At 68.2% G+C, this 26,069-nt stretch carries 20 protein-coding genes; 10 read left to right on the forward strand and 10 right to left on the reverse strand.

Annotation, left to right across the window (positions count from 1 at the left end; genetic code table 11):
- Positions 1-54 precede the first annotated feature (54 nt).
- From JNK84_RS05190 to JNK84_RS05205, 4 genes are all read left to right on the forward strand, one after another.
- Positions 55-546: an anthrone oxygenase family protein gene (locus JNK84_RS05190; RefSeq protein ID WP_293421258.1), complete on the forward strand. Its 492-nt coding sequence runs from the start codon at positions 55-57 to the stop codon at positions 544-546.
- A 143-nt stretch (positions 547-689) separates the two neighbouring features.
- Positions 690-2,000: a solute carrier family 23 protein gene (locus JNK84_RS05195; RefSeq protein WP_293421260.1), complete on the forward strand. Its 1,311-nt coding sequence runs from the start codon at positions 690-692 to the stop codon at positions 1,998-2,000.
- Positions 2,001-2,096: 96 nt separating this feature from the next.
- A complete protein-coding gene (locus tag JNK84_RS05200; RefSeq protein WP_293421262.1) occupies positions 2,097-2,774 on the forward strand; it encodes a nitroreductase family protein in 678 nt (225 codons plus the stop codon).
- A 113-nt stretch (positions 2,775-2,887) separates the two neighbouring features.
- Positions 2,888-3,373, forward strand: a complete 486-nt coding sequence (locus JNK84_RS05205) for an anthrone oxygenase family protein (RefSeq protein WP_293421264.1) — start codon at positions 2,888-2,890, stop codon at positions 3,371-3,373.
- 79 nt (positions 3,374-3,452) lie between these two features.
- On the opposite strand, the gene JNK84_RS05210 is transcribed toward JNK84_RS05205, so the two are convergent.
- From JNK84_RS05210 to JNK84_RS05225, 4 genes are all read right to left on the reverse strand, one after another.
- Positions 3,453-5,903, reverse strand: a complete 2,451-nt coding sequence (locus JNK84_RS05210; RefSeq protein WP_293421266.1) for a penicillin-binding protein 1A — start codon at positions 5,901-5,903, stop codon at positions 3,453-3,455.
- Between the two features lie 241 nt (positions 5,904-6,144).
- Entirely contained in the window at positions 6,145-7,458 is a 1,314-nt protein-coding gene (locus tag JNK84_RS05215; protein ID WP_293421268.1) for an N-acetylmuramoyl-L-alanine amidase, read from the reverse strand.
- 159 nt (positions 7,459-7,617) lie between these two features.
- Entirely contained in the window at positions 7,618-8,031 is a 414-nt protein-coding gene (locus JNK84_RS05220) for a DUF930 domain-containing protein (protein ID WP_293421270.1), read from the reverse strand.
- Positions 8,032-8,072: 41 nt separating this feature from the next.
- A complete protein-coding gene (locus JNK84_RS05225) occupies positions 8,073-8,552 on the reverse strand; it encodes a hypothetical protein (RefSeq protein WP_293421272.1) in 480 nt (159 codons plus the stop codon).
- A gap of 322 nt (positions 8,553-8,874) precedes the next feature.
- Here JNK84_RS05225 and JNK84_RS05230 point away from each other — a divergent pair, with 322 nt between their 5' ends.
- From JNK84_RS05230 to JNK84_RS05250, 5 genes are all read left to right on the forward strand, one after another.
- Positions 8,875-9,486, forward strand: a complete 612-nt coding sequence (locus JNK84_RS05230; RefSeq protein ID WP_441343218.1) for a L,D-transpeptidase — start codon at positions 8,875-8,877, stop codon at positions 9,484-9,486.
- 287 nt (positions 9,487-9,773) lie between these two features.
- Positions 9,774-10,514: an outer membrane protein gene (locus JNK84_RS05235; protein ID WP_293421276.1), complete on the forward strand. Its 741-nt coding sequence runs from the start codon at positions 9,774-9,776 to the stop codon at positions 10,512-10,514.
- A 642-nt stretch (positions 10,515-11,156) separates the two neighbouring features.
- Positions 11,157-14,048, forward strand: a complete 2,892-nt coding sequence (locus JNK84_RS05240) for an Rne/Rng family ribonuclease (protein WP_293421278.1) — start codon at positions 11,157-11,159, stop codon at positions 14,046-14,048.
- Positions 14,049-14,885: 837 nt separating this feature from the next.
- Positions 14,886-18,605 carry a vitamin B12-dependent ribonucleotide reductase gene (locus JNK84_RS05245; RefSeq protein ID WP_293421280.1) on the forward strand — a complete coding sequence of 1,240 codons (3,720 nt, stop codon included), beginning with the start codon at positions 14,886-14,888 and terminating at the stop codon, positions 18,603-18,605.
- A 13-nt stretch (positions 18,606-18,618) separates the two neighbouring features.
- Positions 18,619-19,248 carry an ImmA/IrrE family metallo-endopeptidase gene (locus tag JNK84_RS05250; RefSeq protein ID WP_293421282.1) on the forward strand — a complete coding sequence of 210 codons (630 nt, stop codon included), beginning with the start codon at positions 18,619-18,621 and terminating at the stop codon, positions 19,246-19,248.
- A 329-nt stretch (positions 19,249-19,577) separates the two neighbouring features.
- On the opposite strand, the gene ald is transcribed toward JNK84_RS05250, so the two are convergent.
- On the reverse strand, positions 19,578-20,681 hold the full coding sequence (ald, locus tag JNK84_RS05255; protein ID WP_293421284.1) for an alanine dehydrogenase: 1,104 nt from the start codon (positions 20,679-20,681) through the stop codon (positions 19,578-19,580).
- A gap of 129 nt (positions 20,682-20,810) precedes the next feature.
- Here ald and JNK84_RS05260 point away from each other — a divergent pair, with 129 nt between their 5' ends.
- Positions 20,811-21,296: an Lrp/AsnC family transcriptional regulator gene (locus tag JNK84_RS05260; protein ID WP_293421286.1), complete on the forward strand. Its 486-nt coding sequence runs from the start codon at positions 20,811-20,813 to the stop codon at positions 21,294-21,296.
- Between the two features lie 21 nt (positions 21,297-21,317).
- Here the strand turns inward: JNK84_RS05260 and JNK84_RS05265 are convergent, their stop codons facing one another.
- The 5 genes from JNK84_RS05265 to JNK84_RS05285 form a co-directional block, all read right to left on the reverse strand.
- A complete protein-coding gene (locus JNK84_RS05265; RefSeq protein ID WP_293421288.1) occupies positions 21,318-22,298 on the reverse strand; it encodes a Bug family tripartite tricarboxylate transporter substrate binding protein in 981 nt (326 codons plus the stop codon).
- Between the two features lie 152 nt (positions 22,299-22,450).
- Positions 22,451-23,242: a DNA-binding transcriptional regulator gene (locus JNK84_RS05270; protein WP_293421290.1), complete on the reverse strand. Its 792-nt coding sequence runs from the start codon at positions 23,240-23,242 to the stop codon at positions 22,451-22,453.
- 79 nt (positions 23,243-23,321) lie between these two features.
- Positions 23,322-24,251 (reverse strand): DUF6282 family protein, encoded by a 930-nt coding sequence (locus tag JNK84_RS05275; protein WP_293421292.1) that lies wholly within the window; start codon positions 24,249-24,251, stop codon positions 23,322-23,324.
- Between the two features lie 26 nt (positions 24,252-24,277).
- On the reverse strand, positions 24,278-25,186 hold the full coding sequence (locus JNK84_RS05280; RefSeq protein WP_293421294.1) for a hypothetical protein: 909 nt from the start codon (positions 25,184-25,186) through the stop codon (positions 24,278-24,280).
- A gap of 58 nt (positions 25,187-25,244) precedes the next feature.
- Positions 25,245-26,030, reverse strand: coding sequence for an HpcH/HpaI aldolase family protein (locus JNK84_RS05285; protein WP_293421296.1), 786 nt, complete (start codon positions 26,028-26,030; stop codon positions 25,245-25,247).
- Positions 26,031-26,069: the final 39 nt, after the last annotated feature.

Raw genomic sequence — 26,069 nt, forward strand, 5'->3', positions numbered from 1 at the left:
TGGCCATGCTTCGGCCGCTCGCGCGGTGATAGTGTCTCGCGAAGGGAGCAGCCCATGACCAGCCTCAGCCGCGTTCTCGCCGTTCTCGGCCTCCTGTCGACGTGCGCGGTGGCGGGCCTGTTCTACGCCTACTGGTGCTCGGTGATGATCGCGCTCGACCGGCTCCGGCCGGAAGCCGCGATCAGGGCGATGCGGACGATCAACGTCGCCATCATCAACCCGCTGTTCTTCGCGACCTTCATGGGAACGCTGGTCCTGCTGCCGCTCGCGGCTCTCGCCGCCTGGTCGTCAGGCGCCAGTGCCAGCGCAGGATGGCTCGCCGCCGCCTTCGCCGTCTATGCCGCCGGGACATTCGGCGTGACCATCGCCCTCAACGTGCCGCTCAACTACGCGCTGGAACGGCTGAAGGATGCCTCGACCGACCCTGCCGCGGATTGGCGGGCCTTCGTCGATCCCTGGAACCGCTGGAACGCCGTGCGCATGTGGGCCGGGTTCGCGGCGACGGCGCTGGCGGCCGTGGCGCTGATCGCCGACGGACGGCCGTAACACCGGATATTCCGGTGGATGGAGCCGGACGGCGCTGTTCGCCGGCCCTTTCGTCGGCATAGCATCCCGCTCCGGCGCTGCCGCCGGCTCTCGACCCCCGCGAGTCGGGCCGCGCCGCAACGGATGGGGCTGGGGAGCACATCATGGCCGACGGTTATTTCCCGAAATGGACTGAGAAGACGTCCGGCGTCGTGATGCCCGACGAGCGCCTGCCGCTCGGGCAGACGGTGGTCATGGGCCTGCAGCACGTGGTCGCCATGTTCGGCGCGACGGTGCTGGCGCCGATCCTGATGGGCTTCGACCCGAATGTCGCGATCCTGTTCTCCGGCATCGCGACGCTGATCTTCTTCGTCATCACCGGCGGCCGGGTGCCGAGCTATCTCGGCTCGTCCTTCGCCTTCATCGGCCCGGTGCTCGCAGCCATCGGGGCGGGCGCGGCGGCCGGAGCTGCTCCCAATATCGGCGTCGCGCTCGGCGGCATTATCGCGGCCGGCGCGCTCTACACGCTGATCGGCATCGTGGTGATGTCGGTCGGCCACGACTGGGTCGAGAAGGTCATGCCGCCGGTCGTCACCGGCGCCATCGTCGCGGCCATCGGCCTCGTCCTCGCCCCGATCGCCATCTCCATGGCCTCGGGCACCGGCGCCAACAATGCCGACGGCTCGGCCTTCTCGCGCTGGATCGCGCTGATCACGGTCGTCGCGGTCGGCCTGTTCGCGGTCTATTCGCCGGGGCTCTGGCGACGCCTGCCGATCCTGCTCGGCGCCATCGCCGGCTATGTCATCTACCTGATCGCGGCGAACGGCATGGGCTTCGGACCGCCGATCGATTTCTCGAAAGTGGCGGCCGCCCCCCTGTTCGGCATGCCGAAGTTCACCGCTCCGGTCTTCGACGCGAAGGCCATGGTGCTGATCGCGCCGGTGGCGATCATCCTCGTCGCGGAGAATCTCGGCCACCTCAAGGGCATCGCGGCCATGACCGGCCGCAACCTCGACCCCTATATCGGCCGCGCCTTCGTCGGCGACGGCGTCGCGACCATGCTGTCGGGCTCGGCCGGCGGCACGGGCGTCACCACCTATGCCGAGAACATGGGCGTCATGGCGGTCACCAAGATCTTCTCGACGCTGATGTTCGTGGCGGCGGCACTGATCGCCATCCTGCTCGGCTTCTCGCCGAAATTCGGCGCGCTGATCCTGACCATCCCCGTGCCGGTGCTCGGCGGCCTCGCCATCGTGGTGTTCGGCCTGATCGCGGCCACGGCGGGACGGATCTGGGTGGAAAACAAGGTCGACTTCTCCAACCCGCGCAACCTGATCACCGTCGCGGTGGCGCTGGTGCTCGGCGCGGGCAATTTCAAGCTGACGCTCGCCGGTTTCACGCTGGACGGCATCGGCACCGCGACCTTCGGCGCGATCATCCTGTACCACCTGCTGCGCGATCCCGCGCCGGAATAAGGCGCATCCATCTTGACGAAACGAGCGGGCGGAACGAGAGATCGTTTCGCCCGCAACTATTTCGACGGGCCGCCAAGCAGCGTCCAAGGACACACCATGATCAAGGACTTCCAGCCGGTTCCCCTGCCCGACTATCGCGAGATCCCCGTCGAGGAGATGCGCGCCCGGGCGACAAGCTTCTACGAGGCGATCCGCCGCCGCCACACGGTGCGCGACTTCTCCGACCGGCCGGTGCCCCGCGACATTATCGAGACCTGCCTGAAGGCCGCCGGCACCGCGCCGAACGGCGCCAACCACCAGCCCTGGCACTTCTGCGTCATCGGCGACCGGGCGGTGAAGCGGCGCATCCGCGAGGCGGCCGAGATCGAGGAAAAGGAATTCTACGCGGGCAAGGCGGGCGAGGAATGGCTGGCGGCGCTGGCGCCGCTCGGCACCGACGCCGACAAGCCGTTCCTCGACACCGCGCCCTGGCTCATCGCCGTGTTCGGCGCGCGCCGGTCGGTCAGCGCCGACGGCGTCAAGCGCAAGAACTATTACGTGCCGGAATCCGTGAACATCGCGGTCGGTTTCCTGATCGCCGCGCTGCATCAGGCCGGGCTCGTGACGCTGACCCATACGCCCGCGCCGATGGGTTTCCTCAACGAGATCTGCGGCCGGCCGGACGAGGAAAAGCCCTATATCCTGATGGTCGTCGGCTATCCCGCCGAGAACGCAACCATTCCGGCCCATGCGATGGAGAAGAAGCCGCTGGGCGAGATCGCCAGCTTCCTGTGACCTCGCGGGGTACATTACAAGCCGTTCATTTCATGGACGAAATTTAAGCGGCGGGCGGCTTCGCGGCTGGCTAGCGTCCGGGCGATACCATTGCCCGGACCAAGGAGCTCGCCGTGATCCTCACCCTCGCCCGTTCGCTTTCGCTCGCCGCCCTTCTGCTCACGGGGGCCATTGCCGGCTTCTTCTATGCCTACTGGTGTTCGGTCATGATCGGGCTCGACGCCGCCGGCGCCGAGGCAGCGACCGCGACCATGCAGGGCATCAACGCGACCGTGCGCAACGCCATGTTCGCGCCGGCCTTCTTCGGCCCCCTGCTGGTTCTGCCGCTGGCGGCAGCGGCGGCCTTCCTCGCGGGTGCCATCCGCTCCGCCATCTGGCTCGTCGCGGCTTCCGTGATCTATGCCGGCGGCGGCTTCGGGCTGACGCTCCTCGTCAATGTACCGATGAACGAGGCCTTCGCTTCGGCCCCGCCCTCCGCATGGGCGGCCTATCTGGAGCGCTGGAGCTTCTGGAACGGCGTGCGGACCATCGCATCCTTTGCCGCGCTCCTGTGTGTGGGCGCCGCGCTGCTGGCCGGGCGTCGCCCCGCCGTGGCCTGAACAAGGACAAGGCTCTCGGCATGACAAAAGGGCGGCCTCTAGGGCCGCCCGTTTTGCTTGTGGCCTATGGGCCGACCGGTCAGTACAGCCCGCCCGTGCCCGTGCCGATGGCGCGGTTGCTCTCGCTCGACGGGCCGCGGCTGCCGCCGGCGGCGGCCGAGTCGAACGGATTGATCAGCTGGTAGCTGTCCGGCGGGGCGGTACCCGGCTTGAACGCCTCGAGGATGGCGCCGGTGGAGCCGGCGCCGGCGCGCAGGCCGGTGCGCGGGTCGATGCGGATCAGCTTGATGCCGGTCGGCACGCGGAACGGCACGGCCGGCCGGTCGGCGAGCGCGACACGCATGAAGTCCTGGAAGATCGGCACCGCGAGGCTGCCGCCGGTGGCGCTGCCGCCAAGGCTGCGCGGCGTGTCGTAGCCGACATAGACGCCCACCGCGAGGTCCGGCGAGAAGCCGACGAACCAGGCGTCCTTGGCGTCGTTGGTCGTGCCGGTCTTGCCGGCGATCGGCTTGTTGAGGGCGCGCAGGCTCGTCGCCGTGCCGCGCAGCACCACGCCCTCCATCATCGAGGTCATCTGGTAGGCGGTCATCGGGTCGAGCACCTGCTCGCGCCGGTCGACGAGGATCGGCTCGTCCTGGTTCTGCCAGCGCGGCGCAGTGCAGCCCTGGCACTGGCGATCGTCGTGGCGGAAGATGGTCGCGCCGGTGCGGTCCTGGATGCGGTCGATCAAAGTCGGGCGGATGCGGCGGCCGCCATTGGCGAACATCGAATAGGCCGCGGTCATCCGCATCACCGTCGTCTCGCCCGAGCCGAGCGAGTAGGACAGGAAGGACGGCATGTCGTCATAGACGCCGAAGCGCTTGGCATATTCGGCGATCAGCGGCATGCCGACATCGTTGGCGAGGCGCACGGTCATGACGTTGCGCGAGCGTTCGATGCCGAAGCGCAGGGTCTGCGGCCCGTAGAACTGGCCGGAATAGTTTTCAGGCCGCCAGACCTCGCCATTGCCGACATTCAGCTCGAAGGGCGCGTCCATGACCACGGTCGACGGCGTGTAGCCGTTGTCGAGCGCCGCGGCATAGACGAAGGGCTTGAACGAGGAGCCCGGCTGGCGGCGCGCCTGCGTCGCGCGGTTGAACTGGCTCTGGTCGAAGGAGAAGCCGCCGACCATGGCCAGCACGCGGCCGGTATAGGGGTCCATGGCGACGAGGCCGCCGGAGACTTCCGGGATCTGGCGCAGGCGGAACTGGCCCTCGCGCCCGGAAATGGGCTCGACATAGATGACGTCGCCGGCATTCAGCGTCCGGTTCACCGGCCGGCGCGTCCAGCGGACGCCGTCCGCCGTGATCAGGCCGATCTGGCGGGCCGAGGAGACCTGGCCGGAGGCCTCGCGACCGGGCTGGAGGCCGATGCGCGCGGTCTCGCCCTGAACGTCAATGACGACGGCGACGCGCCAGCCGACATCGTTCAGCGAGCGGATATCGGAGAGCTTGGTGCCCCAGTCGCCACGCATGTCCTCGATGCGGGTCACGGGCCCGCGCCAGCCGCGCTGCTCGTCGAAGCGCATCAGGCCGGCGGCCAGCGCCTGACGCGCGGCGACCTGCAGCTTGGGGTCGAGCGTGGTGCGGATGGAGAGGCCACCCTCCATCAGCTTCTTGTCGCCGAAGCGGTCGATCATCTCGCGGCGGACTTCCTCGGCGAAGAAGTCGGCGGCGAAGGTCTGCTGGCGCGGCGAGCGCGGATTGACGGTCAGCGGCGTGCGGCGGGCCGCCTCGCCCTGCTCGGCCGTGATGTGGCCGTCCTCGACCATGCGCGAGATGACATAGTTCCGGCGCTCGAGCGCACGGTCGCGGTTGCGGAACGGGTGGAGCTGCGTCGGGCTCTTCGGCAGGGCCGCGAGATAGGCCGCCTCGGGAATGGTCAGTTCGTGGACCGACTTGTCGAAATAGACGAGCGCGGCGGCGGCGACGCCATAGGCGCCGTAACCGGGAATGACGAAGCCGAGATAAATCTCGTTCAGGTAGAGTTCGAGAATCTGGTCCTTGGTGAAGGCCGATTCCATGCGCATGGCGATCAGCGCCTCGCGAACCTTGCGGTCGACGGTCTGCTCGCCGGACAGGAGGAAGTTCTTCGCCACCTGCTGGGTGATGGTCGACGCGCCCTGCGGGCGGCGGTTGGAGCCGCGATTCTGGAAGTTCGTGAGTGCGGCGCGGGCGATGCCGGTGAAGTCGATGCCGTTGTGCTGGTAGAAATTCTTGTCCTCGGCGGACAGGAACGCCTGCACGACCAGCTTCGGCACGGCCTGGATCGGCAGGTAGAGACGGCGCTCGCGCGCATATTCCGCCATGAGCTGGCCGTCCGAGGCATGGACGCGGCTCATGATCGGCGGCTCGTAATTGCGCAGCGTGTTGTAGTCCGGCAGTTCCTTGGTGACCGCCACGACATAGACGGCGGCGCCGGCGGCCGCGAGCAGGAAGGCCACGGTTCCAAGGCCGAATGCCCAGCCGAAGAATCGAAGAACAAGCTTCATCCGGTCTTTCCGCGCCTCTCGGGCAGCGCCTCTAGGTCCCCGGGGCGTCGCTGGCTCAGGAGCGGGGCCGGGGATGCCCTGTCCTCATGAATGTCGTCAACCATATCACGACCGCGCCGTTTCGCCCATGTCGCGCAGCGTTGTGAAGGCTGCCGTAGCGTCGGGGAGCGCCGTTTCGCCGCACGCTTGACGTGTGACTGTGGCGCGGATGTGTCGTGGGCAGGCGAGCGGATTGATTGTTCTAGCGCTGTGCTCCGGGGCGCACAGTGCCGATGCGCGGCGCGAAGAACTGATCGACCGCCTTTGTGACGGAATCGGCCGTCCGGTCCCGCCAGATGGCCGAGGTGAGCATTTCGAGGTCCTGCCGCGAGGTGACGAAGCCGAGTTCGACCAGCACCGAGGGAATGTCGTGGGCGCGCAGCACCTGGAAGCCGGCGGACCGCAGCGGCAGGCGGTGCATGCGGGTGACGTGACGCATCTCGCCCGCGAGCGTGCGCGCGAAATTGGCCGAATAGAGTCTGGTCTCCCGGCGCGTCAGGTCGATCAGGATGTCGGCGATCTCGGAGGGTTCTTCCGAGAGGTCGAGGCCGGCAATGGCGTCGGCCTTGTTCTCGCGCTCGGCGAGCCGCTCGGAATCGGCATCGGACGCCCGGTCCGACAGGGTATAGACGGTGACGCCCCGGGCGTTCTCGCTGGCGCCGCCGATCGAATCGGCATGGACCGAGATGAACAGCTGGGCGCGGGCGTCGCGGGCGATCTTCACCCGCTCGCCGAGCGGAATGAAGATATCGCGGTCGCGGGTCATGACGACGCGGTAGCGCCCGGTCGCGACGAGCTTGTCGCGCAGCACCTTGGCGAAGTCGAGGACGATCATCTTCTCCTCGTCGCCGGTGGACGGCGCGGAAGCTCCGGGATCGACGCCGCCATGGCCGGGATCGATCACCACCACCGGCGGACCCGCCTCCTCGGCCCCGGCATGCCTTCCCCCGGGGCTCTCGCGATCGCCCCGGCGCGCGAGATTGCTCATCGAGCGGTCGGCGACGGCGCGACGGAAGCCTTCGGCGTCGGTGCGGACCAGATCGAGCCGCAGGCGCGGCGGCTCACCGTCATGAGCCTCCACGACCAGCGCGCGCTCGATCAGGGCGGGACCGGCGAGGTCGATGACGATGCGCGACTTGCCGGGAGCGAAGAGCCCGTAGCGGAAGGTCTTGACCAGGCCACGGCGATCGCCGCCGAGCTGGGGACCGATGTGGAAGTTCACCTCGTCGAGATCGATGATGATCCGGTAGGGGTCGGCCAGCGCGAAGGCGCGCATCTCGACGCCACGCGTCAGGTCGAAGGTCATCACCGTGCGGGCGGCATCGCCCGACAGGCGCGCGGCCGAGACGACGGCGGGAAGCGACGAGCGCGTGCCATTCGCGCCCGTTTCGCTCCGGTCCCGGGCGGTCGCGGTGATCGCGCCGGTCGTCTGGCCATGGGCGGCCGGCATGACGGCGGCGAGCGCGGCGGCCAGCAGGCCCACGGTCGGGCAGACGGTGCGGCGCGTTCCGGCCATGGCTCCCCTTCTCGGCGCGCCGGCCGGCGAATCGCCGGACAACGGGCTCTTCGTCGAAGGGGATAGTCGATAGCGCCGGCCGGGTTAACCTATCGTTACCCATGTGGCCGCGTCGGCGCGCGCAATTCGCACCGCCTGTGACCGGAGCGCCACCCCCGCCTAACGCCAGAGGCCGTAGTCGCCCCAGGCCTCCTCGGGAATGGCCTCGCCGACCCGATAGGTCAGTTCCAGCACGCGCATGTGGTCGGGCGTGGTGCGGCACTCGAAGGACAGCCGGTACCACAGGCCGCCGCTGCGCAGGGCCGCGCCCTTCCCGCTCAGCACGGTGCCCTCGTGATGGGGCGGCTCCAGCGCCCCGCCGACGACGCGATCCGGCCGGAACGGACTCGAATCGGCCCGGATGCGCGCCATCAGTTCGATGTCGCAGACCTGTTCGAACCGGGTTTCCGGCTCCAGCCGGCGCAGCATGGCGTCGAGGCGGCCGTTCGGGGCGGCGGGCGCGGTCGAAACGGCCGCGGGAAGGACGGCGGCGGCAAGGCCCGCCGCGAGCATAAGGCGCTTTGCGATGGTCATGACGACGCCTGCCTACCTGAAAGCGGCGGCGATGGCACCCCTCAGGTGTCGCGGGCGCGTATGCGTTCGACGGTTGCGCGATAGGCTTCGGTGCCAACCCCGACCTGTCCCCAGATCAGGCGGGCGGCGCGACCGGAGCGCAGCCGGTCGTTCTCCCGGTCGGCGGCCCAGAGCAGCAGGATCTGCTTCGGAAAGAGATAGCCGTCCGCCTCGAAGACGTGCGCGCCGCCCTCGGCTTCGGCGATCCTGGCGAACAGGTCGCCGGCCTCCGTGTCGCAGACATCGGCGCCCGAAAAGGTCGCGCGATAGACGTCGGGCAGCGGCGAGACGCCGATGAACTGCGCCTTCCCTGCGGCGTCATATTCGACCTGCACGGATTCCTCGGCGAAATAATCGGATTCGGCATGCTGTCCGGAGGCGGGCAGTCGCAGACCGGCGGCGGCCGCCCGGATTTCGGCGCGCGTCGCGTTGAGCCGAAGGGGGCCGATGCCGCCATGCGGCGTGATGGGAAGTTCGCTCATGGGACGGGGCGCCAGTTGTTCGCGCCTCTCCTGCGGAGGAACTGCGGCGGTCCTGTGACCTTCCGTAAAAGGTCAGCGACCCCGCCCAGAACGGCGATTGCCTCGAACTGCCCCGAACTGGCACAGCACTGTGGGAATTTCGCCACATGAAACCCCCGATCGACGCAGGGGAAGGCTGACATCGCAGCTTCGTGATTGCGGCTTTTCCGCGAAGCGGTCACCACTAAAGTCCGCAGCTTAACCATGATTCAAAGCAGGCAGCGCCGAGATGCAGAGTGATTCCGAGAATATGTCCGGGTCCACGGCCCCCGCAGCGGACGGCCTGAAGCTGTCGCGACGCTTCTTCGTCCTCGCCGCCCCCGCCGTTCTGACCGCCTGCACCACCGCCGGCGGCGGCATGGGATCCTACGGCACGGTCTCCGAGGGCCGGGTCACGCTGCCGGCCATGGATACGTCGGGCGTCAACCCGCGCTGGCTGCGCCAGACGGTGGCCTATTCCGGCAGCGAGGCTCCCGGCACGGTCGTCGTCCGCCCTTCCGAGCGGCACCTCTATTTCATCACCGGCCGCGGCACGGCGATCCGCTACGGCGTCGGCGTCGGCCGCCAGGGCGCGCTCTGGCACGGCCGCGCCGCGATCGGCCGCAAGGGTTCGTGGCCGAACTGGACCCCGACGGCCAATATGATCCGCTACGACCCCCGCAACGCGCGCTATGCCGGTGGCATGCCCGGCGGCATCAACAATCCGCTCGGCGCGCGGGCGCTCTATCTGCATCGCGGCGGTCGGGACACGATGTATCGCCTGCACGGCACCAACGTGCCCTCGTCGATCGGCACGGCCGTCTCGTCGGGCTGCATCCGCCTGTTCAACCACGACATCATCGACCTGCACGACCGCGTCCGCATCGGCACGCCGGTCGTGGTCCTGGCTGGCTGACCCGAGGGTCGTTCCGCGCGTGTGACAGGGCCGCCTTCGGGCGGCCTTTGTCGTTGAGGGTGGCCTTTGCGTTGGGGATTGCGCCACGGCCAGACGGCGCGGTCGCCCGGCGCCTCCACCACCTGCCTATATGTGACGTGGACGCCACAGGCACCACGCCACCTCGCCAGATCTTGCAGCATGTCCTTGCGTCATGTTTCCGGCTGCGGCATCGCTTTGACCGATTATGACGCACTTCGTGTCATATCCGGCAGCAGCGACAACAGGCAGGGATGGTAGTCGACGGTATGAAGAAGCTCCTTCTTGCAGGCTCCCTGCTTTCAGCTTTCGTTTCCGGCGCAGGCGCCGCCGATCTCGGCGCGCCGCGCGGCCCGGTCGCCACCGCGGTGGTTGCCCCGACCTTCAACTGGACCGGCTTCCATGCCGGCGCCGATCTTGGCTACTGGACCGGTTCGACGGCATTGTCCCTGCCGGCGCTGGCCGGCACCAACGGGCGCCCCAGCCCCAGCGGCGTGAAGCTGGGCGGTCACATCGGCTATCTGCACCAGTTCGCGAACAATCTGGTGCTCGGTCTGGAAGGCGACCTGTCGTGGCTCGGCGGCCGCAATCGCGACGGCGTCCTGGACGGCTTCCCAGCCTCGTTCTATCGGGTGCGCGGAAACTGGGATGGGTCGATCCGCGCCGCGGCGGGCTTTGCCGCCGACCGCGCGCTGATCTACACAACGGCTGGCGTGGCGTTCATCAACACCACGGGTTGCGGCTACAATATCGCTCCCCCATGCGTCGCAGGAACCGCGTTCGGCGGCACGCGCGTCGGCTGGACGGTGGGCGCGGGCCTTGCCTATGCCGTCACCAGCAATGTGTCGGTTCGCGGAGAATATCTCTATGCCAACTACGGTACGCGCGACTACGCAACGCCCAGCTCCGCCGGAGGCACCACGCGTTTCCGCCTCGACACCCACACCGTCCGGCTCGGCTTGAGCTATCACTTCACCACCGGTCCCTCGGCGGTCGTCGTCCGCTACTAGGGCGGTTTGCGACACATGACGCGAATGGCCGCCCCCGGGCGGCCTTTTGTTCGATCTTGGCGCCTTTCCCGCCCAACGGTCACAGATCTGCCGCCTGAGCCGCCTATCGGCGTGCCCGAGCGACCCCGATCGCTCGCATTTGCCGGTGGCGTGCAAGGGAAGGCCGAGCGAACGGAGGGTGACGCACCCTCCTCCCTTATCCGGCTTGCCAATCGGCATATCGGGCCGTTACAACGATTTCCGTATGGTTCGCGGGCCCAAGGGCGGCGAGTCGCGATGCCGCCGGCTCTTGCATGGCCGGCCCCGCAGCTCCACCTCCCGGCAAGCGCCCCGTTGAAGCCGCCATCTGCCGGCTGCGACGACCATGCCTTCCCTGTCGCCGCACAAGGTTCGCGGCGCTTAGTTCACGGGTGTGCGGCATGCCGGCATCGACGGTTCTTTCGGGTTCGGGACGAGGGGACGGCTCCGCCGCCCTCGGCCGTGGCCCCGCCGTCTGCCATTCCGCCAGCGCCGCGCCCTCCCTTTCCACCGCATTGACGGCTGTGCGCCGGCGCCGTGTCGGCGCCGCCCCGGCTTTTTCCCCCGAGCGGGGCCCTGTCGGGCCGGCGCCATGGGCCGTCTCAACACACAAGAGTTCATCCGATGGCCAACAAAATGCTCATCGATGCCGCCCACCCGGAAGAGACCCGGGTTGTGGTGGTCCGTGGTAATCGCGTCGAGGAATTCGATTTCGAGAGCCAGTCTCGCAAGCAGCTGCGCGGCAATATCTATCTGGCGAAGGTGACGAGGGTCGAACCCTCGTTGCAGGCCGCCTTCATCGAATATGGCGGCAACCGCCACGGCTTCCTCGCCTTCTCCGAAATCCATCCCGACTACTATCAGATCCCGGTTGCCGACCGCGAGGCGCTGCTCGCCGACGAGGCGCGCCAGCATCGCGAGGATGACGACGAGGAAGGCGGCCGGAGCCGCCGCAACGATCGCGGCGGCGACCGCAAGGGCAATGGCCGCCGGCGCCGCCGGGGCGAGCGCCGTCCGCGCAACGAGGCCGCCGAGGCGAAGACCTCCGAGGCCGTGACCGGCGAGGCCCTCATCGAGGACGCCGGCGCGGAAACCGTCGAGGTTGCCGAGACCGAGCGGACCGAAGGCGACGTCACCGTCGTCGAACATGCGGAAACGGTGACCGAGACGGCTGAAATCGTGTCCTCCGCCGAAGCCGCGGCGTCCGAGGCTGCCGTGACCGAGGATGCTCCGGTCGAGGCATCGGACGGCACCTCCGACGAGGGCGAGGCGAAGGATACGCAAGCCGCCGCCGAGGACGACGACGAGGACGAAGACGACGAGGACGAGGCCGGCGAGGCGCCCCGCGAGGAGGACCAGGTCGAGTCCGTCGGCGCGGGCGACGCCTACGAGGATATGCCGGACCGCAGCACGTTCCGGCCGCGCAAGCAGTACAAGATCCAGGAAGTGATCAAGCGCCGGCAGGTCATGCTGGTGCAGGTCGTCAAGGAGGAGCGCGGCAACAAGGGTGCGGCGCTCACCACCTATCTGTCGCTGGCCGGCCGCTATTCCGTGCTGATGCCCAACACGGCGCGCGGCGGCGGCATCTCCCGCAAGATCACCAACGCCACCGACCGCAAGAAGATGAAGGAGATCGCTGGCGATCTCGACGTGCCGGAGGGCATGGGCGTCATCCTGCGCACGGCCGGCGCCAACCGCACCAAGACCGAGGTGAAGCGCGACTTCGAATATCTCCTGCGCATGTGGGAGACCGTGCGCGAGACGACGCTGCGCTCGCATGCCCCCACCCTCACCTACGAGGAGGGCTCGCTGATCAAGCGCTCCATCCGCGATCTCTACAACAAGGACATCGAGGAAGTGCTCGTCGCCGGCGACGAGGGCTACAAGGAGGCCAAGGACTTCATGCGCATGCTCATGCCGAGCCATGCCAAGAACGTCCGGCCCTATCGCGAGCCGCAGCCGCTCTTCGCCCGCTCGGGCGTCGAGGCGCAGCTCGACGCGATGTTCTCCAACACCGTGCAGCTGAAGTCGGGCGGCTACATCGTCATCAATCCGACGGAAGCGCTGGTCGCCATCGACGTGAACTCGGGCCGTTCGACGCGCGAGCACAATATCGAGGACACCGCGCTCAGGACCAATCTGGAGGCGGCCGACGAGGTCGCCCGCCAGCTTCGCCTGCGCGATCTCGCCGGCCTGATCGTCGTCGATTTCATCGACATGGACGAGAACCGCAACAACCGGGCGGTCGAGAAGCGCATGAAGGATGCGCTGAAGAACGACCGGGCGCGCATCCAGGTCGGCCGCATCTCGCATTTCGGCCTTCTGGAAATGAGCCGCCAGCGCATCCGTACCGGCGTGCTGGAAAGCTCCACCGAGCTCTGCCCGACCTGCGGCGGGCTCGGCCATGTCCGCTCGGTCTCCTCCGTGGCGCTGCATCTCCTGCGCTCGGTCGAGGAACAGCTGCTGCGCTCGGCGACCCACGACATCATCGTGCGCACGCGCACCGCGGTCGCACTCTATGTGCTCAACAACAAGCGCGCGCATCTGCATGAACTCGAGAGCCGCTTCCGCGTTAGCGTCGACATCCATGCCGACGAGGCCGTGACCGGCCAGCACATGTTCGCCATCGAGAAGGGTGCGCAGGTCCACACCGCCGAAACGGCCTACCGGCCGCCGGCCGCCCTGCCCGTTCCGGTCGAGCCCGAGGATATCGTCGAGGACGAGGCCGAGGACGAGCTGGACGAGGAAGCCGCCGCCGAGACCGGCGACGAGCGCAAGGCTTCCCGCGACCGCGACGACGGCGAGAACGGCGACCGCAAGCGTCGCCGGCGTCGCCGCAGGCGGCGCGGCCGCGACGGCGAGACGGGCGAGGATGGCGGCCAGGCCTCCGAGGAAGCCGCCGCCGACAGCGATGCCGACGAGAGCGAGGATGACGAGGCCGAGGGCGACGAGGCCGCCGTCGAGACCCAGGGCGAGGACGGTGACGAGGGTGATCGCCGCCGCCGCAGGCGCGGTCGCCGTGGCGGCCGCCGGAACCGGCGCGAGGACGGCGAGGCCGGAGCCGAGGACGCCGAGGACGCACTCACCGCCCCGACCGGTGACGCCGAGGACGCGGCCGTCGAGGCCGCACCCGCCGGCGAGGACACGGCCGGACAGCCCTCCGACGCCCCGCGCCATGCCGGCCGGCGTGGCCGCTCCATCCCGATCGGCGATGGAGAAACACCGGCCCCCGCGCCGGAGGCAACCGCGACGGCCGAGGCGCCCGCCGAGCCGCGTCGCCGCCGCACGCCGCCGGCCGAACCGCTGGACGAAGCGTCGGCTGCGCCGGCCGTTGTCGCGCCGCCAGCTCCCGTCGCGCCGCCAGCTCCCGTCGCAGCGCCAGCTCCCGTTGCGGCGCCGGTAGCGGAAGAACCCGCCAAGCGTCGCCGTACGCCGGACCCGGAGCCGGTCGAGGAAGCACCGTCCGCGCCCGCCACGCGGCGCGCCGGGTGGTGGAACCGCAAGGCGGCCGAATAGCGCCCGCCGGACAGCACATCGGACAGAAACATGGCGAACGGCCGGGGCGACCCGGCCGTTTTCCGTTGCCGGCCACCGCAACCAGATTTGCCCCGGCTAACGAATCGCGCGCTGGAATCGCGCCGGCGACGATTCGAGCCTGCCGCCCACCGCCGGCACGGTCGGGCCGGCAGCGACCTGCCGTTCCGTCAGCATGAACGGAGCCGGAACGGATTGCCGTGGCGTGACGCCGTCGCTGTCACGATTCTGCCACATCCCCACACGCGGCCCTGGGGATGACGGGCGAACTTCACGCTTGCATCGCGTGGAATCGGTTCGGGCCGTTCCAGCCCTCCAGAATCCGCTTGCCGAATCTCCCCGAGATTCCCGACACTTGGCTCGGCCGTTAACGCTCCCCCCTACATTTTTGAGCCGTCCACACCATATTTAGGGTCTCGTTTACCCGCGCCTACTACATCTTGACGCAATCAGTGCCTGTTGCATACGGTTGCCTCCGGTTCGGCGGATCGTCTCAAGTCTCCGCGGAACCTCCCCCAGACGGTCTTGAAGGTTGCTGACGCGAGTGCGCGCCGGCGCTGGAAAAGTGTCTCCGCAACCGCGAGATCGTGGCCGCCCCCGCGGCCGTCCGGTCTTCGGCGGCGGAGCGACGGCCGGGGTCCGCGTACAGGGCGCGGAGAACAAGAACATCGACGAGCCGGCGGCCGCTCCTGTGGAGAGCGGTGACAAGCCGGCCAGGCGGCAAATGGGGGCCGGATAACACCGGCCGGGGCAGGTCCACATCGCTGGACCCACAAGGGGCGCGGGAGCACAATCCCGGCCGAAGACGAGGATCGGACGATGCGCATCGACAGGCGTTACACCAAGGCCGGACAGTCGCCCTATGCGGGGATCGCGTTCCGCACGGCGACGTCGGAGATCCGCAACCCGGACGGCTCGATCGTCTTCCGTCTCGAGGGCATCGAGGTGCCGGAGACCTGGAGCCAGGTGGCCGCCGACATCCTCGCGCAGAAGTACTTCCGCAAGGCCGGCGTGCCCGCGCGCATGAAGAAGGTCGAGGAGAATTCGGTGCCGTCGTGGCTGTGGCGCTCGGCGCCCGACGACAAGGCCATGAAGGATCTGCCGGAGAAGGCGCGCTGGGTCGGCGAGACCACCTCGCAGCAGGTCTTCGACCGGCTCGCCGGCACCTGGACCTACTGGGGCTGGAAGGGCGGCTATTTCGACCAGGAGGCCGACGCGCAGGCCTTCTTCGACGAGCTGCGCTTCATGCTGGCGAACCAGATGGTCGCGCCGAACTCGCCGCAGTGGTTCAACACCGGCCTGCACTGGGCCTATGGCATCGACGGCCCCGGCCAGGGCCACTACTACGTTGATTTCGAGACCGGCAAGCTCACCAAGTCCAAGTCGGCCTACGAGCACCCGCAGCCGCATGCCTGCTTCATCCAGTCGGTTGCCGACGACCTCGTCAACGAGGGCGGCATCATGGACCTGTGGGTGCGCGAGGCGCGCCTGTTCAAATACGGCTCGGGCACCGGCTCGAACTTCTCCTACCTGCGCGGCGAGGGTGAGAAGCTCGCCGGCGGCGGCCGCTCGTCCGGCCTGATGAGCTTCCTGAAGATCGGCGACCGCGCGGCGGGCGCCATCAAGTCGGGCGGCACCACGCGCCGCGCCGCCAAGATGGTGGTGGTCGACGCCGACCATCCGGATATCGAGGCCTATATCGACTGGAAGGTGATCGAGGAGCAGAAGGTCGCCTCCCTCGTCACCGGCTCGAAGATCGTCGCCAAGCACCTCAAGGCGATCATGAAGGCCAGCGTCAACTGCGAGGGCGACGGCGATGCCTGTTTCGACCCGAACCAGAACCCGGCGCTGAAGCGCGAGGTGAAGGCCGCGCGCAAGGCCATGGTGCCCGACAACTATATCAAGCGGGTCATCCAGTTCGCTCGCCAGGGCTACAAGGACATCGACTTCCCGACCTACGACACCGACTGGGATTCGGACGCCTATCTGACGGTGGCCGGCCAGAACTCCAACAATTCGGTCTCGCTGAAGGACGACTTCCTGCAGGCCGTCGAGAAGGACGGTGACTGGAACCTGACCGCCCGCATCTCCGGCAAGGTGATGAAGACGCTGAAGGCGCGCGACCTCTGGGAGAAGATCGGCCACGCCGCCTGGGCTTCCGCCGATCCGGGCCTGCACTTCAACACGACCATGAACGACTGGCACACCTGTCCCGCCGCCGGCCCGATCCGCGCGTCGAACCCGTGCTCGGAATACATGTTCCTGGACGACACGGCCTGTAACCTCGCCTCGGCCAACCTGCTGCAGTTCTACGACGCCAAGGCCAAGCATTTCGACATCGAGGGCTATGAGCACCTCTGCCGGCTCTGGACGCTGGTGCTCGAAATCTCCGTGCTGATGGCGCAGTTCCCCTCGCGCCAGATCGCCGAGCTTTCCTACGAGTACCGCACCCTCGGCCTCGGCTACGCCAATATCGGCGGCCTCTTGATGACCATGGGCATCCCCTACGACTCGGACGAGGGCCGCTCGCTGGCCGGCGCGCTGACCGCCGTGATGACCGGCATCTCCTACAAGACGTCCGCCGAGATGGCGGGCGAGCTCGGCCCCTTCCCGGGCTACAAGCCGAACCGCGAGCACATGCTGCGCGTCATCCGCAACCACCGCCGCGCCGCCCATGGCGAGGTGGCCGGCTACGAGACGCTGTCGGTCAACCCGGTCGCGCTCGACCACAGGAACTGCCCGGTGCCGGGCCTGATCGCCCACGCCACCCGCGCCTGGGACGAGGCGCTCGCTCTCGGCGAGACGAATGGCTACCGCAACGCGCAGGTCTCGGTCATCGCGCCCACCGGCACGATCGGCCTCGTCATGGACTGCGACACGACCGGCATCGAGCCCGACTTCGCGCTGGTGAAGTTCAAGAAGCTGGCCGGCGGCGGCTACTTCAAGATCATCAACCAGGCGGTGCCGGAGGCCCTGCGCACGCTCGGCTACCGCGAGGCCGACATCGCCGAGGTCGAGGCCTATGCGGTCGGCCACGGCTCGCTCAGGCAGGCGCCCGCCATCAATCCCGGCTCGCTGAAGGCCAAGGGCTTCACCGACGAGGCGATCGCCAAGGTCGAAGGCCAGCTCAAGACCGCCTTCGACATCAAGTTCGTCTTCAACAAGTGGACGCTGGGCGAGGACTTCATCGTCAAGACCCTCGGCATCCCCGCGGACGAGCTGAACGCGCCCGGCTTCGAACTGCTGCCCAGGCTCGGCTTCTCGAAGAAGGACATCGAGGCGGCCAACGAGCACGTCTGCGGCGCCATGACCCTTGAGGGCGCCCCGCATCTGAAGACCGAACACTACGCCGTGTTCGACTGCGCCAATCCCTGCGGCCGCAAGGGCAAGCGCTACCTCTCGGTCGAGAGCCACATCCGCATGATGGCGGCCGCCCAGCCGTTCATCTCGGGCGCCATCTCCAAGACCATCAACATGCCGAACGAGGCGACGGTGGAGGACGCCAAGTCCGCCTACATGCTGTCGTGGAAGCTGGCGCTGAAGGCCAACGCCCTCTACCGCGACGGCTCCAAGCTCTCCCAGCCGCTCAACGCCCAGCTGATCGAGGACGAGGAGGACGACGAGGCGGTCGAGGAGTTCCTGGAGAAGCCGCAGGCCGCCCGCGCCGCGGCCCTCGCCGAGAAGATCGTCGAGAAGGTGGTCGAGCGCGTGCAGGTGATCCGCGAGCGCGAGAAGATGCCGGACCGCCGCAAGGGCTACACCCAGAAGGCCGTCGTCGGCGGCCACAAGGTCTACCTGCGCACCGGCGAATATGACGACGGCCGCATCGGCGAGATCTTCATCGACATGCACAAGGAGGGCGCGGCGCTCCGCTCGCTGCTCAACAACTTCGCCATCGCGATCTCGCTCGGCCTCCAGTACGGCGTGCCGCTGGACGAATATGTCGATGCCTTCACCTTCACCCGCTTCGAGCCGGCGGGCCCGGTGCAGGGCAACGACACGATCAAGTACGCGACGTCGATCCTCGACTACGTGTTCCGCGAGCTGGCGGTGAGCTATCTCGGCCGCGCCGATCTCGGCCATGTCGATCCCGGCGAGAGCCGCTACGACGCGCTCGGCACCGGCGCGAGCGAGGGCACCAAGAGCGTGCTGTCCAAGGGCCTCGTGCGCGGCAAGACCGACAAGTTCACGGTAGTCGCCGGCCAGAGCGGCCAGCCGACGCCGGGCTCGCTGTCGAGCGACGGGCGCACCGGCACGGTGGTCACCATGGCCTCGCGCGGGCCGCAGACGGTCGGCGCGACCGCGCTGAAGGAGGAGGTGGCGGCCGCCGTCTCCCCCGCCCTCACCGCCCTGTTCGATCAGGCGGTGGAGGCGGCCCCGGAAGTGAAGGCCGAGCGCTCGACGGCGGACCGCCGGGCCGAGGCCAAGCTGCGCGGCTATGTGGGCGATGCCTGCCCCGAATGCTCGAACTTCACGCTGGTCAGGAACGGCACGTGTTTGAAGTGCGACACGTGCGGAAGCACGACGGGCTGTTCGTAACGGAGATGCTACGATGTCTTCAGACGAGCGGCGCAAGCAAAATGCACTAGGGGTTGCGACTGATACCGTTCGTCGACTTGGGGCAACCCAAGTCGACAAGCCGTGCCTCCGACACGTTCTCGATCGCGCGAAGGCTATCGGCCTGATCAACGATTGGGTCGAGGTCGATGAACTCTGCGAGGGCGATGGTGAATGGGACTCGGCAACGAAGACGATTTTCTACCGCCGCGGAGTCGTGGACGGAGCAAACCGTGGCAATCCATACAACCGTTTTACGGTCTGGCATGAGATTGGCCATGCTGCACTAGGCCACGAAGGCCGTCGAAACAGATCCTTCAGCAAGACGCTAGCCGAGCGGTTTTCGGCATCAGTCAAATTGGATGAGCGCGAAGCTGACTACTTTGCTGCTGCATGCTTGATCCCGTCCGATAGGATTGGATTGAATGACTCTATTATGCCGAATGAACTGAAGCGACGCTTCGGAACAAGCAATACGACTGCAGAAATTCGAGGTCGTGAACTAGAGCGTGCGCGAAACACCGCAAGCGGAACTCTTCGCAAGCTTCCCGAGAATACGATCGACTTTCTCAAGGAGGCGGAAGCGCGAGGGATCAAGCTGACCGCGAAGCTACCTTCCGAATAACTCTTGAAGCCGCTTACTTTTGGGACAGAGAACATAATGGCAACAAACCCTCCTTCTGGCGATGGCCGTCGCAACGGCGCGGTAAAGGGACGGTCTCAAGTTTTCAACCCGAAGACAGATACCTGGACGAAGCGCGACACTGAATCAGGAAAGTTCATGGATGGGAAGAAGGACGGCACACCGTTCAAAGGCGTCCGCAAGGAGAAATAACCCCGGCGCCACTTAAGGTGCGCCGGAGCAACTCCACACTGCCATACGTGGCCATGCGACCAGTGCATGGGCGGCCTTGGAGGGGTTGCGGACCAATCGTTCCACTGCCGCCCTCCCCCCTACGCCGCCAATTCCGCGAACGGCATCCCGAGGCTCTCCGCCACCGCCCGGTTGGTGACCGCGCGATTGTGGACGTTGAGCCCGCGCCTGAGGTGCGGGTCCTGCGCCAGCGCTTCGAGCCCCTTGTCGGCGAGCGCGAGGCCGAAGGGCAGCGTCGCGTGGTTCAGCGCGTGGCTGGAGGTGAGCGGCACGGCGCCCGGCATGTTGGCGACGCAATAGTGGATGACGCCATCGACCTCGTAGGTCGGGGCATCGTGCGTGGTGGGGTGCGAGGTCTCGAAGCAGCCACCCTGATCGATGGCGACGTCCACCACCACGGCCAGGCGCTTCATGCGCGACAGCATGGCGCGGTCGACCAGCTTCGGCGCGCTGGCGCCGGGAACAAGCACCGCGCCCACCACCACGTCGGCGGCGAGAACCTCCTCGTCCAGCGCATCGGCGGTCGAGAAGCGCGTGCGGACGCGGCCGGCGAACAGGTCGTCGAGCTCGCGCAGGCGCGGCAGCGAACGGTCGAGGATGGTCACCTCGCAGCCAAGACCCGCCGCCATCCGCGCGGCATGGGTGCCGACCACGCCGCCGCCGATGACCACGACGCGCGCCGCCGGCACGCCCGGCACGCCGCCGAGCAGCAGGCCGCGACCACCGGCGGGCTTGCGCAGGCTGAAGGCGGCGGCCTCGATGGCGAGCCGGCCGGCGACCTCGCTCATGGGCGCCAGCAGCGGCAGGCCGCCGCGCGCATCCGTGACGGTCTCGTAGGCGATGGCGGTGCAGCCGGAAGCGACGAGCCCCTCGGTCTGGGCGCGGTCGGCGGCAAGATGGAGATAGGTGAAGAGGATCTGGCCGGGCCTCAACTGCACCCATTCCTGGGGCTGCGGCTCCTTGACCTTCACGATCATGCCCGCGCGGGCAAAGACCTCGGCCGCGTCGCGGGCGATCGACGCGCCGGCGGCCTCATAGACGGCATCCGCCGCGCCGATGCCGGCGCCGGCTCCCGTCTCGACCAGAACCTGATGGCCGTGACGGACATATTCGCGCACCGCGGAGGGCGTGAGCCCCACGCGGTATTCGTGAGTTTTGATTTCTTTTGGCACGCCGATCAGCATGGGCCCCTCCTGCTAGAGAATGGGCGAGGTTACGACGGCCGGCACGGCGCATCCCGGCGAAAGCGACTGGACAGATGCCCTTCGCGCAGGAATCCTGCGTCCATCTTCACCAGAGCGCCGGAAACCTTCGTGGATATCGACCGCATCGACCTCGCCATCATCCGCGAACTGGAGCGTGACGGCCGTCTCAGCCATGTCGAGCTTGCCGAGCGCGTGGGACTGTCGCCCACCGCCTGCGCCCGGCGGCAGAAGACGCTGGAGGAGGCCGGCTACATCACCGGCTATTCGGCGCGCCTGTCGCTCGACAAGTTCGACCTCGCCATCTCGGTCGTCATCCGCATCGCGCTGGAGAAGCAGAGCGAGGAGGCGCTGGTCGCCTTCGAGAAGGCGGTGCAGCGCTGCCCGTCCATCGTCCGCTGCCTGCTGATGTCCGGGATGGACGACTATCTGATCACCGTGGTCGCGCGCGACATAGCCGACTACGAGCGCATCCACATGACGCAGCTCTCGCGCCTGCCGGGCGTCGCGCGGCTGCATTCGAGCTTCGCCCTGCGCTCCATCGTCGACAGGGCCGTGCCGCCCGAGGTCTTCATGCCGGGCGCCGGCGGCCGCTGAGCGGCGGCCGGCGCTGCCGGCTCAGAAGCGGATATTGGCGCTGCGGACGATCGGGCCCCACTTCTGAAGCTCGCTGCCGATGAACAGGCGCAGCTCCTCCGGCGTGCCGCCGAGAGCCTCCAGCCCGAGCTTGCCGAACAGGTCCTTCGCGGCGGCCGTTCCGAGATAGGCGTTGGCGGCGGCATTGATCCTTGCGACGACATCGGCCGGCGCGCCCGCCGGCGCCATGATCGCATACCAGACGGAGGCCTCGAAGTTCGGCAGGCCGGCCTCGGAGACCGTCGGCACGTTCGGCAGCCCGCTCCAGCGGCGACGGCTGGCTATGGCGAGCGCCGGCAGCTTGCCCTCCTGGACATTGGTGACATAGGCGGCCATCGAATCCATGCCGACATCGATATGGCCGCCGAGCAGGTCGCCCGCGATCGGCCCGCTGCCGCGATACTGGACGGCGTTGATGTCGATGCCCGCCGAGCGCGCGAGCAGCAGGCCGGTGATATGGCCGAGGGTGCCGTTGCCGGGAAAGCCGATGGAGAGGCGGCCGGGATTGGCCTTGGCATGGGCGATGAGGGCCGCAAGGTCGCGCAGCGGCGAGCCGGCCTTGGCGACGATGATGACCGGCAGGCTGGCGACCAGCGCGACGGGCGCGAGGTCGCGCTCGGGATCGTAAGGCATCTGCTCGTACATGAGCTTGTTGGTGGCGACCGGCCCCGTGGTGCCGAACAGCAGCGTGTAGCCATCGGCCGCCGCGCGCGCGACGGCCGCGCCGCCGAGATTGCCGCCGGCGCCGCCGCGATTGTCGATCACCACGGGCTGGCCGATCTGCTGGCTCAGGAACTCCGCGAAGGAGCGGGCGAGCACGTCGGACGCGGTGCCGGCGGTGAACGGGACGACCAGCGTCACCGGCCGCGCCGGCCAGCTCTGCGCCTGCGCGGGGAGCACAAGCCCCGCCGCCAGCGGCAAGGACAGGAACAGACGGCGGGTTGCGCGCCAGAAACCGAGCATGAGCGATCCTCCACGATGGCGCTGGACGCCATTCTTGATGGACCATCTCTAGAGCGGCCCCCTGCACCGGTCGCGGCAATCGGCTCGCATTCCGCATCGCGAAATCCTGACCCGGCAGGGGCTCCCGATATCGGCCCGCGGACGGACGGCGACTATCGGGCGCGGCTGTCCTGATCGCTCCGGGCGCGCAGTTCGGCCTCGATGCCGGCCGCGGCCTCCTTCAGCGGGTAGAAGATCCGCGACCGGGCCTCCGGCGTCGCCACGGCCGAGCGGAAGAAGGTCACGCCGAAGGTTCCCAGCACCCGCTCGCCCAGCATGAGCGGCACCGCGATGGTCGAGGACGAGCGCGGCTCGACCTCGGCGTCGCGCTCGGCGAAGCCTCGCCGCCGGACCGTCGCGATCATGGCGGCAAGGCCGGCCTCGGTGCAGGCGCGGTTCTCGGCATCGGGCGACGCTTTCATCAGATCGACAAGGATCCGGCGCTCGTCGTCCGGGCAGAAGGCGAGATAGGCGCGCCCGAGCGCGCGCGCGGCAAGGCTGAGCCGCTGCCCGATCGTCGCGTGGAAGGGCGAGATGGGGCTGTCGGGAATGGTGCTGAGCTTCACGGTGACCGCGTCGCGGTCCAGCACGCAGACCGCCGTCGGCCATTTGATCTCGCGCGTCAGGGCCCTGGCCCAGGGCCGGGCGATCTCGACCAGCACCGGCGCGCCATGGAAGCCGGCGCTGAGCGAGGCGGTCTGCGCCGTCACCTGATAGCGCCGCAGCCGGTCGTCATAATGGACGTAGCCCGCGCCGATCAGCGTTTCCAAAAGCCGCACGATTGTCGGCTTCGGCAGTCCCGTGGCGGCATGCAGGTCGCCGACCGTGGTGAAATCGGACCGGTTGATCTCCGCGAGCAGCGACAGCGCGCGGACGACGGACTGGACCGGAGGGTAGGACGGCAAGGCAACACCCGCGCGGCGACACCGATCCGCGCATTTGATCAGGCCGCGGCCGCATTGGCCAGCGCCCGCGGCCCTGTCCTCACGCCGACGGCAGGTTCAGCATGCGCGCGGCATTGTCGCCGACCAGCGCACGGATCTCGGCCTCGGAGAACTGGAGATCGAGCAACTGCCCGACGACATGGCGGAAGCCATCGACCGGGCGCGGGCCGCCAGTGATGCCGAGATCGGAGGACAGGATCGTGTTTTCCACCCCCGCGAGGCGGATGAGATGGGCAAGGTTCTCCGAATCGAACCGGTAGGACCGGCCCGGCACGAACATGCAGATGGAATGCTCCATCACCGCGCCGAGGGCGATCAGCCCGCGAATGTCCTCATCCGAGCAGTTGACGATGTAGGTCGGGTGATTGACCAAGAGCTTGGCGACGCCCCGCGCGCGCGCTTCCGCGAAGACCAGCGCGAGTTCGTGGGCGGAGAGGTGGCCGCCGGCCAGGATGATGTCGGCCTCGGCGACAAGGTCGAGCACCCTCTTCACCTCGTCGGTGACGCCGCCATTGCCGTCCAGCGCCGTCAGCGGGACCGGATCGAGCATCTTCTGCGCGGTCTTCGGGAAGGTCTTGGCCTGGCCGCTGGCCTGCACCGCGATGTGGTTCGCGGCGGAGAGCGTCGGCAGCCAGATGATCTTCGCCCCCAGCTTGATCGCATGGTCGGCGGCGTGCGGGTTGATGCCGCCGGAGGCGTTGTTGAGCACGAGGCCGGAATAGAGCTTCACCCCCGTCTCGGGAAACAGCTTCTCCAGCAGCGCGGCATGGGCCGAGCCGAGGTAGAAATGGTCCTTGTAGAGGAGCGCGCGGAACTTCGCCCCGGCGCAGTCCATCAACGCATCGTGGTGGTCGAGGATGCGCGGCATGGCCGCCGGGCCGCTATGGCAGTGCAGGTCGATGGCGCCGACCAGCAGCGCGGCGATCTCGGCCGCGCGCGGATGGGTGTCGATGGAAGCGGTGTCGGACATGGTGGCTCCCTGAAGCAGCGCCTTGGTCACGCGGTCTTGCCGGGCATCGGATAATCGGCGGCGTTCAGCACCCAGCCGGGCTTCTCCGAGAAATCGCGGCGGGGCGGCGAGAAGATATCGATCATCTGGTTGAAGCCCGGCAGGACCGAGCGCGAGGTATGCACGGCCGGCGGCGGGATGACGGTGAGCGACGGCGCGGCGAGAAGCTCGTGCTCGTCGTCGCGCCAGACGGTCATGTCGGGCGTCCAGGGCCAGCGGATGTCGTGGACGAAGGCGCCATCGATGACCAGCGAACCCTGCTCGAAATCGTCGTGGTGATGAGGCGACAGCTTGGTGATGTCGCGCAGGCCGATGCGCGGCTCGAGAAAGTTCACCATCAGGTTGGTGGAGCGAAAGATGCGGCCGAAGCGCCCTTCCTCGCCGGTGACGTCGAGGCTGTAGGAGCGCACGCGAAAGCCGCCGACCGGATCGGGCCAGGCCTCCAGCGGCGCCACGTTAGGATGGGCCGCCGCATAGGAGGCGGCGTTGGAGCACTTGCCGTTGAGATCCGGCGAGAGGGTCGAGAAGATGCGGATGATCCGCCCCTTGGCCGAGGCGGTGAGGCTCGATGCGCCCGGCGGCACGAAGGCGATGGAACGCCCCGGCAGGTCGACCGTCTCGGTGCCAGCGACAATGCGCGCGCCGGGAGCCGCCTCGGGAAGGATCACGCAATATTCGTCCGCCTGCGCCGTGCGCGCGAGGACGCCGCCGGCCTCGACCTCGGAATAGGCAACGAGGAAATTCTGGCCGCGCGCGTACCAGGTCCGGAAGCCCTGCCCCTCCTCCTGCGGCGGCGTCGCATAGAACCGCGCATAGTCGGCCGCGGCGAACTCGGTCGCGGATTTGGCCGGCCTGGACGCAGCCAGCGTCGCGCGGGGATCAGAAGCATGGAACATGGTGGCCTCCTGTTTCGGTGCGCCTGCGGCGGCGCGCGGTGCCGGGTTCCTGAGGGCGTCAGGACCTGATGGTTTCGAAATCCGCGCGGGTCTGGGCGGCCGCCCTGCGCATCAGCCCCTGATCCGACGAGACGATGAAGGCGGTTGCCCCGCGCTCGTGGAACGCCTTGGCCTCGGCGATACCGTCGACCATGACGCAGATGGGTTTGCCCGCCGCCGATGCCGCGCGGATGATCGTGTCGACCGCCTCCTGGATCACCGGCGCGTCGCGGTTCGGCGCGCCGAACGCGACCGTCAGGTCGCCCCGGCCGATGAACACGCCGTCGATGCCCTCGACCCCGACAATGGCCTCGATCTCGGGAAGCGCGTGCGGATCCTCGATCATGGCGATGACCGTGGTCTCGGCGTCGGAGGCGGCGACGTGCTCCCACATCTTGCGCGCGCCGTAGCCGCCGGCACGCGATGTCGCCGAGAAGCCGCGCGAGCCGGACCGGTAGCGGCAGGCCGAGGCGAGCGCCCGCGCCTGCGCGACCGTCGCGACATGGGGGACCAGGACGCCCGTGGCGCCGCCGTCGAGGACGGACAGGATGTCGGTCGGCGAGGCGGAGGGCACGCGCACGATGGCGGCGGTTCCGGCGGCGCGTGCCGCGAGCAGCGCCAGATCGGTGGCGTTGCGGTCGAAGGGGGCGTGCTCCTGGTCGATGACGACGAAGTCGAAGCCGAGATCGCCGATGATCTCGATGGGGTGGACGGCCGGCGTCTTGATGAACGTGCCGAGCAGCGGCTGGCGCGCCGCGAAGCGCTGCCGGAACGTGGCGGGGGCGGGACGCTGGTCGCTGGTCATCGGGTGCCTGTCCGGGAGTGAGCGGAATGGGTCATGGGG

The sequence above is a fragment of the Phreatobacter sp. genome (assembly GCF_016793595.1).
GTDB lineage: Bacteria > Pseudomonadota > Alphaproteobacteria > Rhizobiales > Phreatobacteraceae > Phreatobacter.

What these genes read in the sequence shown, in the direction of transcription:
- JNK84_RS05190 (WP_293421258.1), top strand. Translation starts at nt 55, where the DNA reads ATGACCAGCCTCAGCCGCGTTCTCGCCGTTCTCGGCCTCCTGTCGACG.
- JNK84_RS05195 (WP_293421260.1), top strand. Translation starts at nt 690, where the DNA reads ATGGCCGACGGTTATTTCCCGAAATGGACTGAGAAGACGTCCGGCGTC.
- JNK84_RS05200 (WP_293421262.1), top strand. Translation starts at nt 2,097, where the DNA reads ATGATCAAGGACTTCCAGCCGGTTCCCCTGCCCGACTATCGCGAGATC.
- JNK84_RS05210 (WP_293421266.1), bottom strand. Translation starts at nt 5,903, where the DNA reads ATGAAGCTTGTTCTTCGATTCTTCGGCTGGGCATTCGGCCTTGGAACC.
- JNK84_RS05215 (WP_293421268.1), bottom strand. Translation starts at nt 7,458, where the DNA reads ATGGCCGGAACGCGCCGCACCGTCTGCCCGACCGTGGGCCTGCTGGCC.
- JNK84_RS05220 (WP_293421270.1), bottom strand. Translation starts at nt 8,031, where the DNA reads ATGACCATCGCAAAGCGCCTTATGCTCGCGGCGGGCCTTGCCGCCGCC.
- JNK84_RS05225 (WP_293421272.1), bottom strand. Translation starts at nt 8,552, where the DNA reads ATGAGCGAACTTCCCATCACGCCGCATGGCGGCATCGGCCCCCTTCGG.
- JNK84_RS05235 (WP_293421276.1), top strand. Translation starts at nt 9,774, where the DNA reads ATGAAGAAGCTCCTTCTTGCAGGCTCCCTGCTTTCAGCTTTCGTTTCC.
- JNK84_RS05240 (WP_293421278.1), top strand. Translation starts at nt 11,157, where the DNA reads ATGGCCAACAAAATGCTCATCGATGCCGCCCACCCGGAAGAGACCCGG.
- JNK84_RS05245 (WP_293421280.1), top strand. Translation starts at nt 14,886, where the DNA reads ATGCGCATCGACAGGCGTTACACCAAGGCCGGACAGTCGCCCTATGCG.
- JNK84_RS05250 (WP_293421282.1), top strand. Translation starts at nt 18,619, where the DNA reads ATGTCTTCAGACGAGCGGCGCAAGCAAAATGCACTAGGGGTTGCGACT.
- ald (WP_293421284.1), bottom strand. Translation starts at nt 20,681, where the DNA reads ATGCTGATCGGCGTGCCAAAAGAAATCAAAACTCACGAATACCGCGTG.
- JNK84_RS05265 (WP_293421288.1), bottom strand. Translation starts at nt 22,298, where the DNA reads ATGCTCGGTTTCTGGCGCGCAACCCGCCGTCTGTTCCTGTCCTTGCCG.
- JNK84_RS05275 (WP_293421292.1), bottom strand. Translation starts at nt 24,251, where the DNA reads ATGTCCGACACCGCTTCCATCGACACCCATCCGCGCGCGGCCGAGATC.
- JNK84_RS05280 (WP_293421294.1), bottom strand. Translation starts at nt 25,186, where the DNA reads ATGTTCCATGCTTCTGATCCCCGCGCGACGCTGGCTGCGTCCAGGCCG.
- JNK84_RS05285 (WP_293421296.1), bottom strand. Translation starts at nt 26,030, where the DNA reads ATGACCAGCGACCAGCGTCCCGCCCCCGCCACGTTCCGGCAGCGCTTC.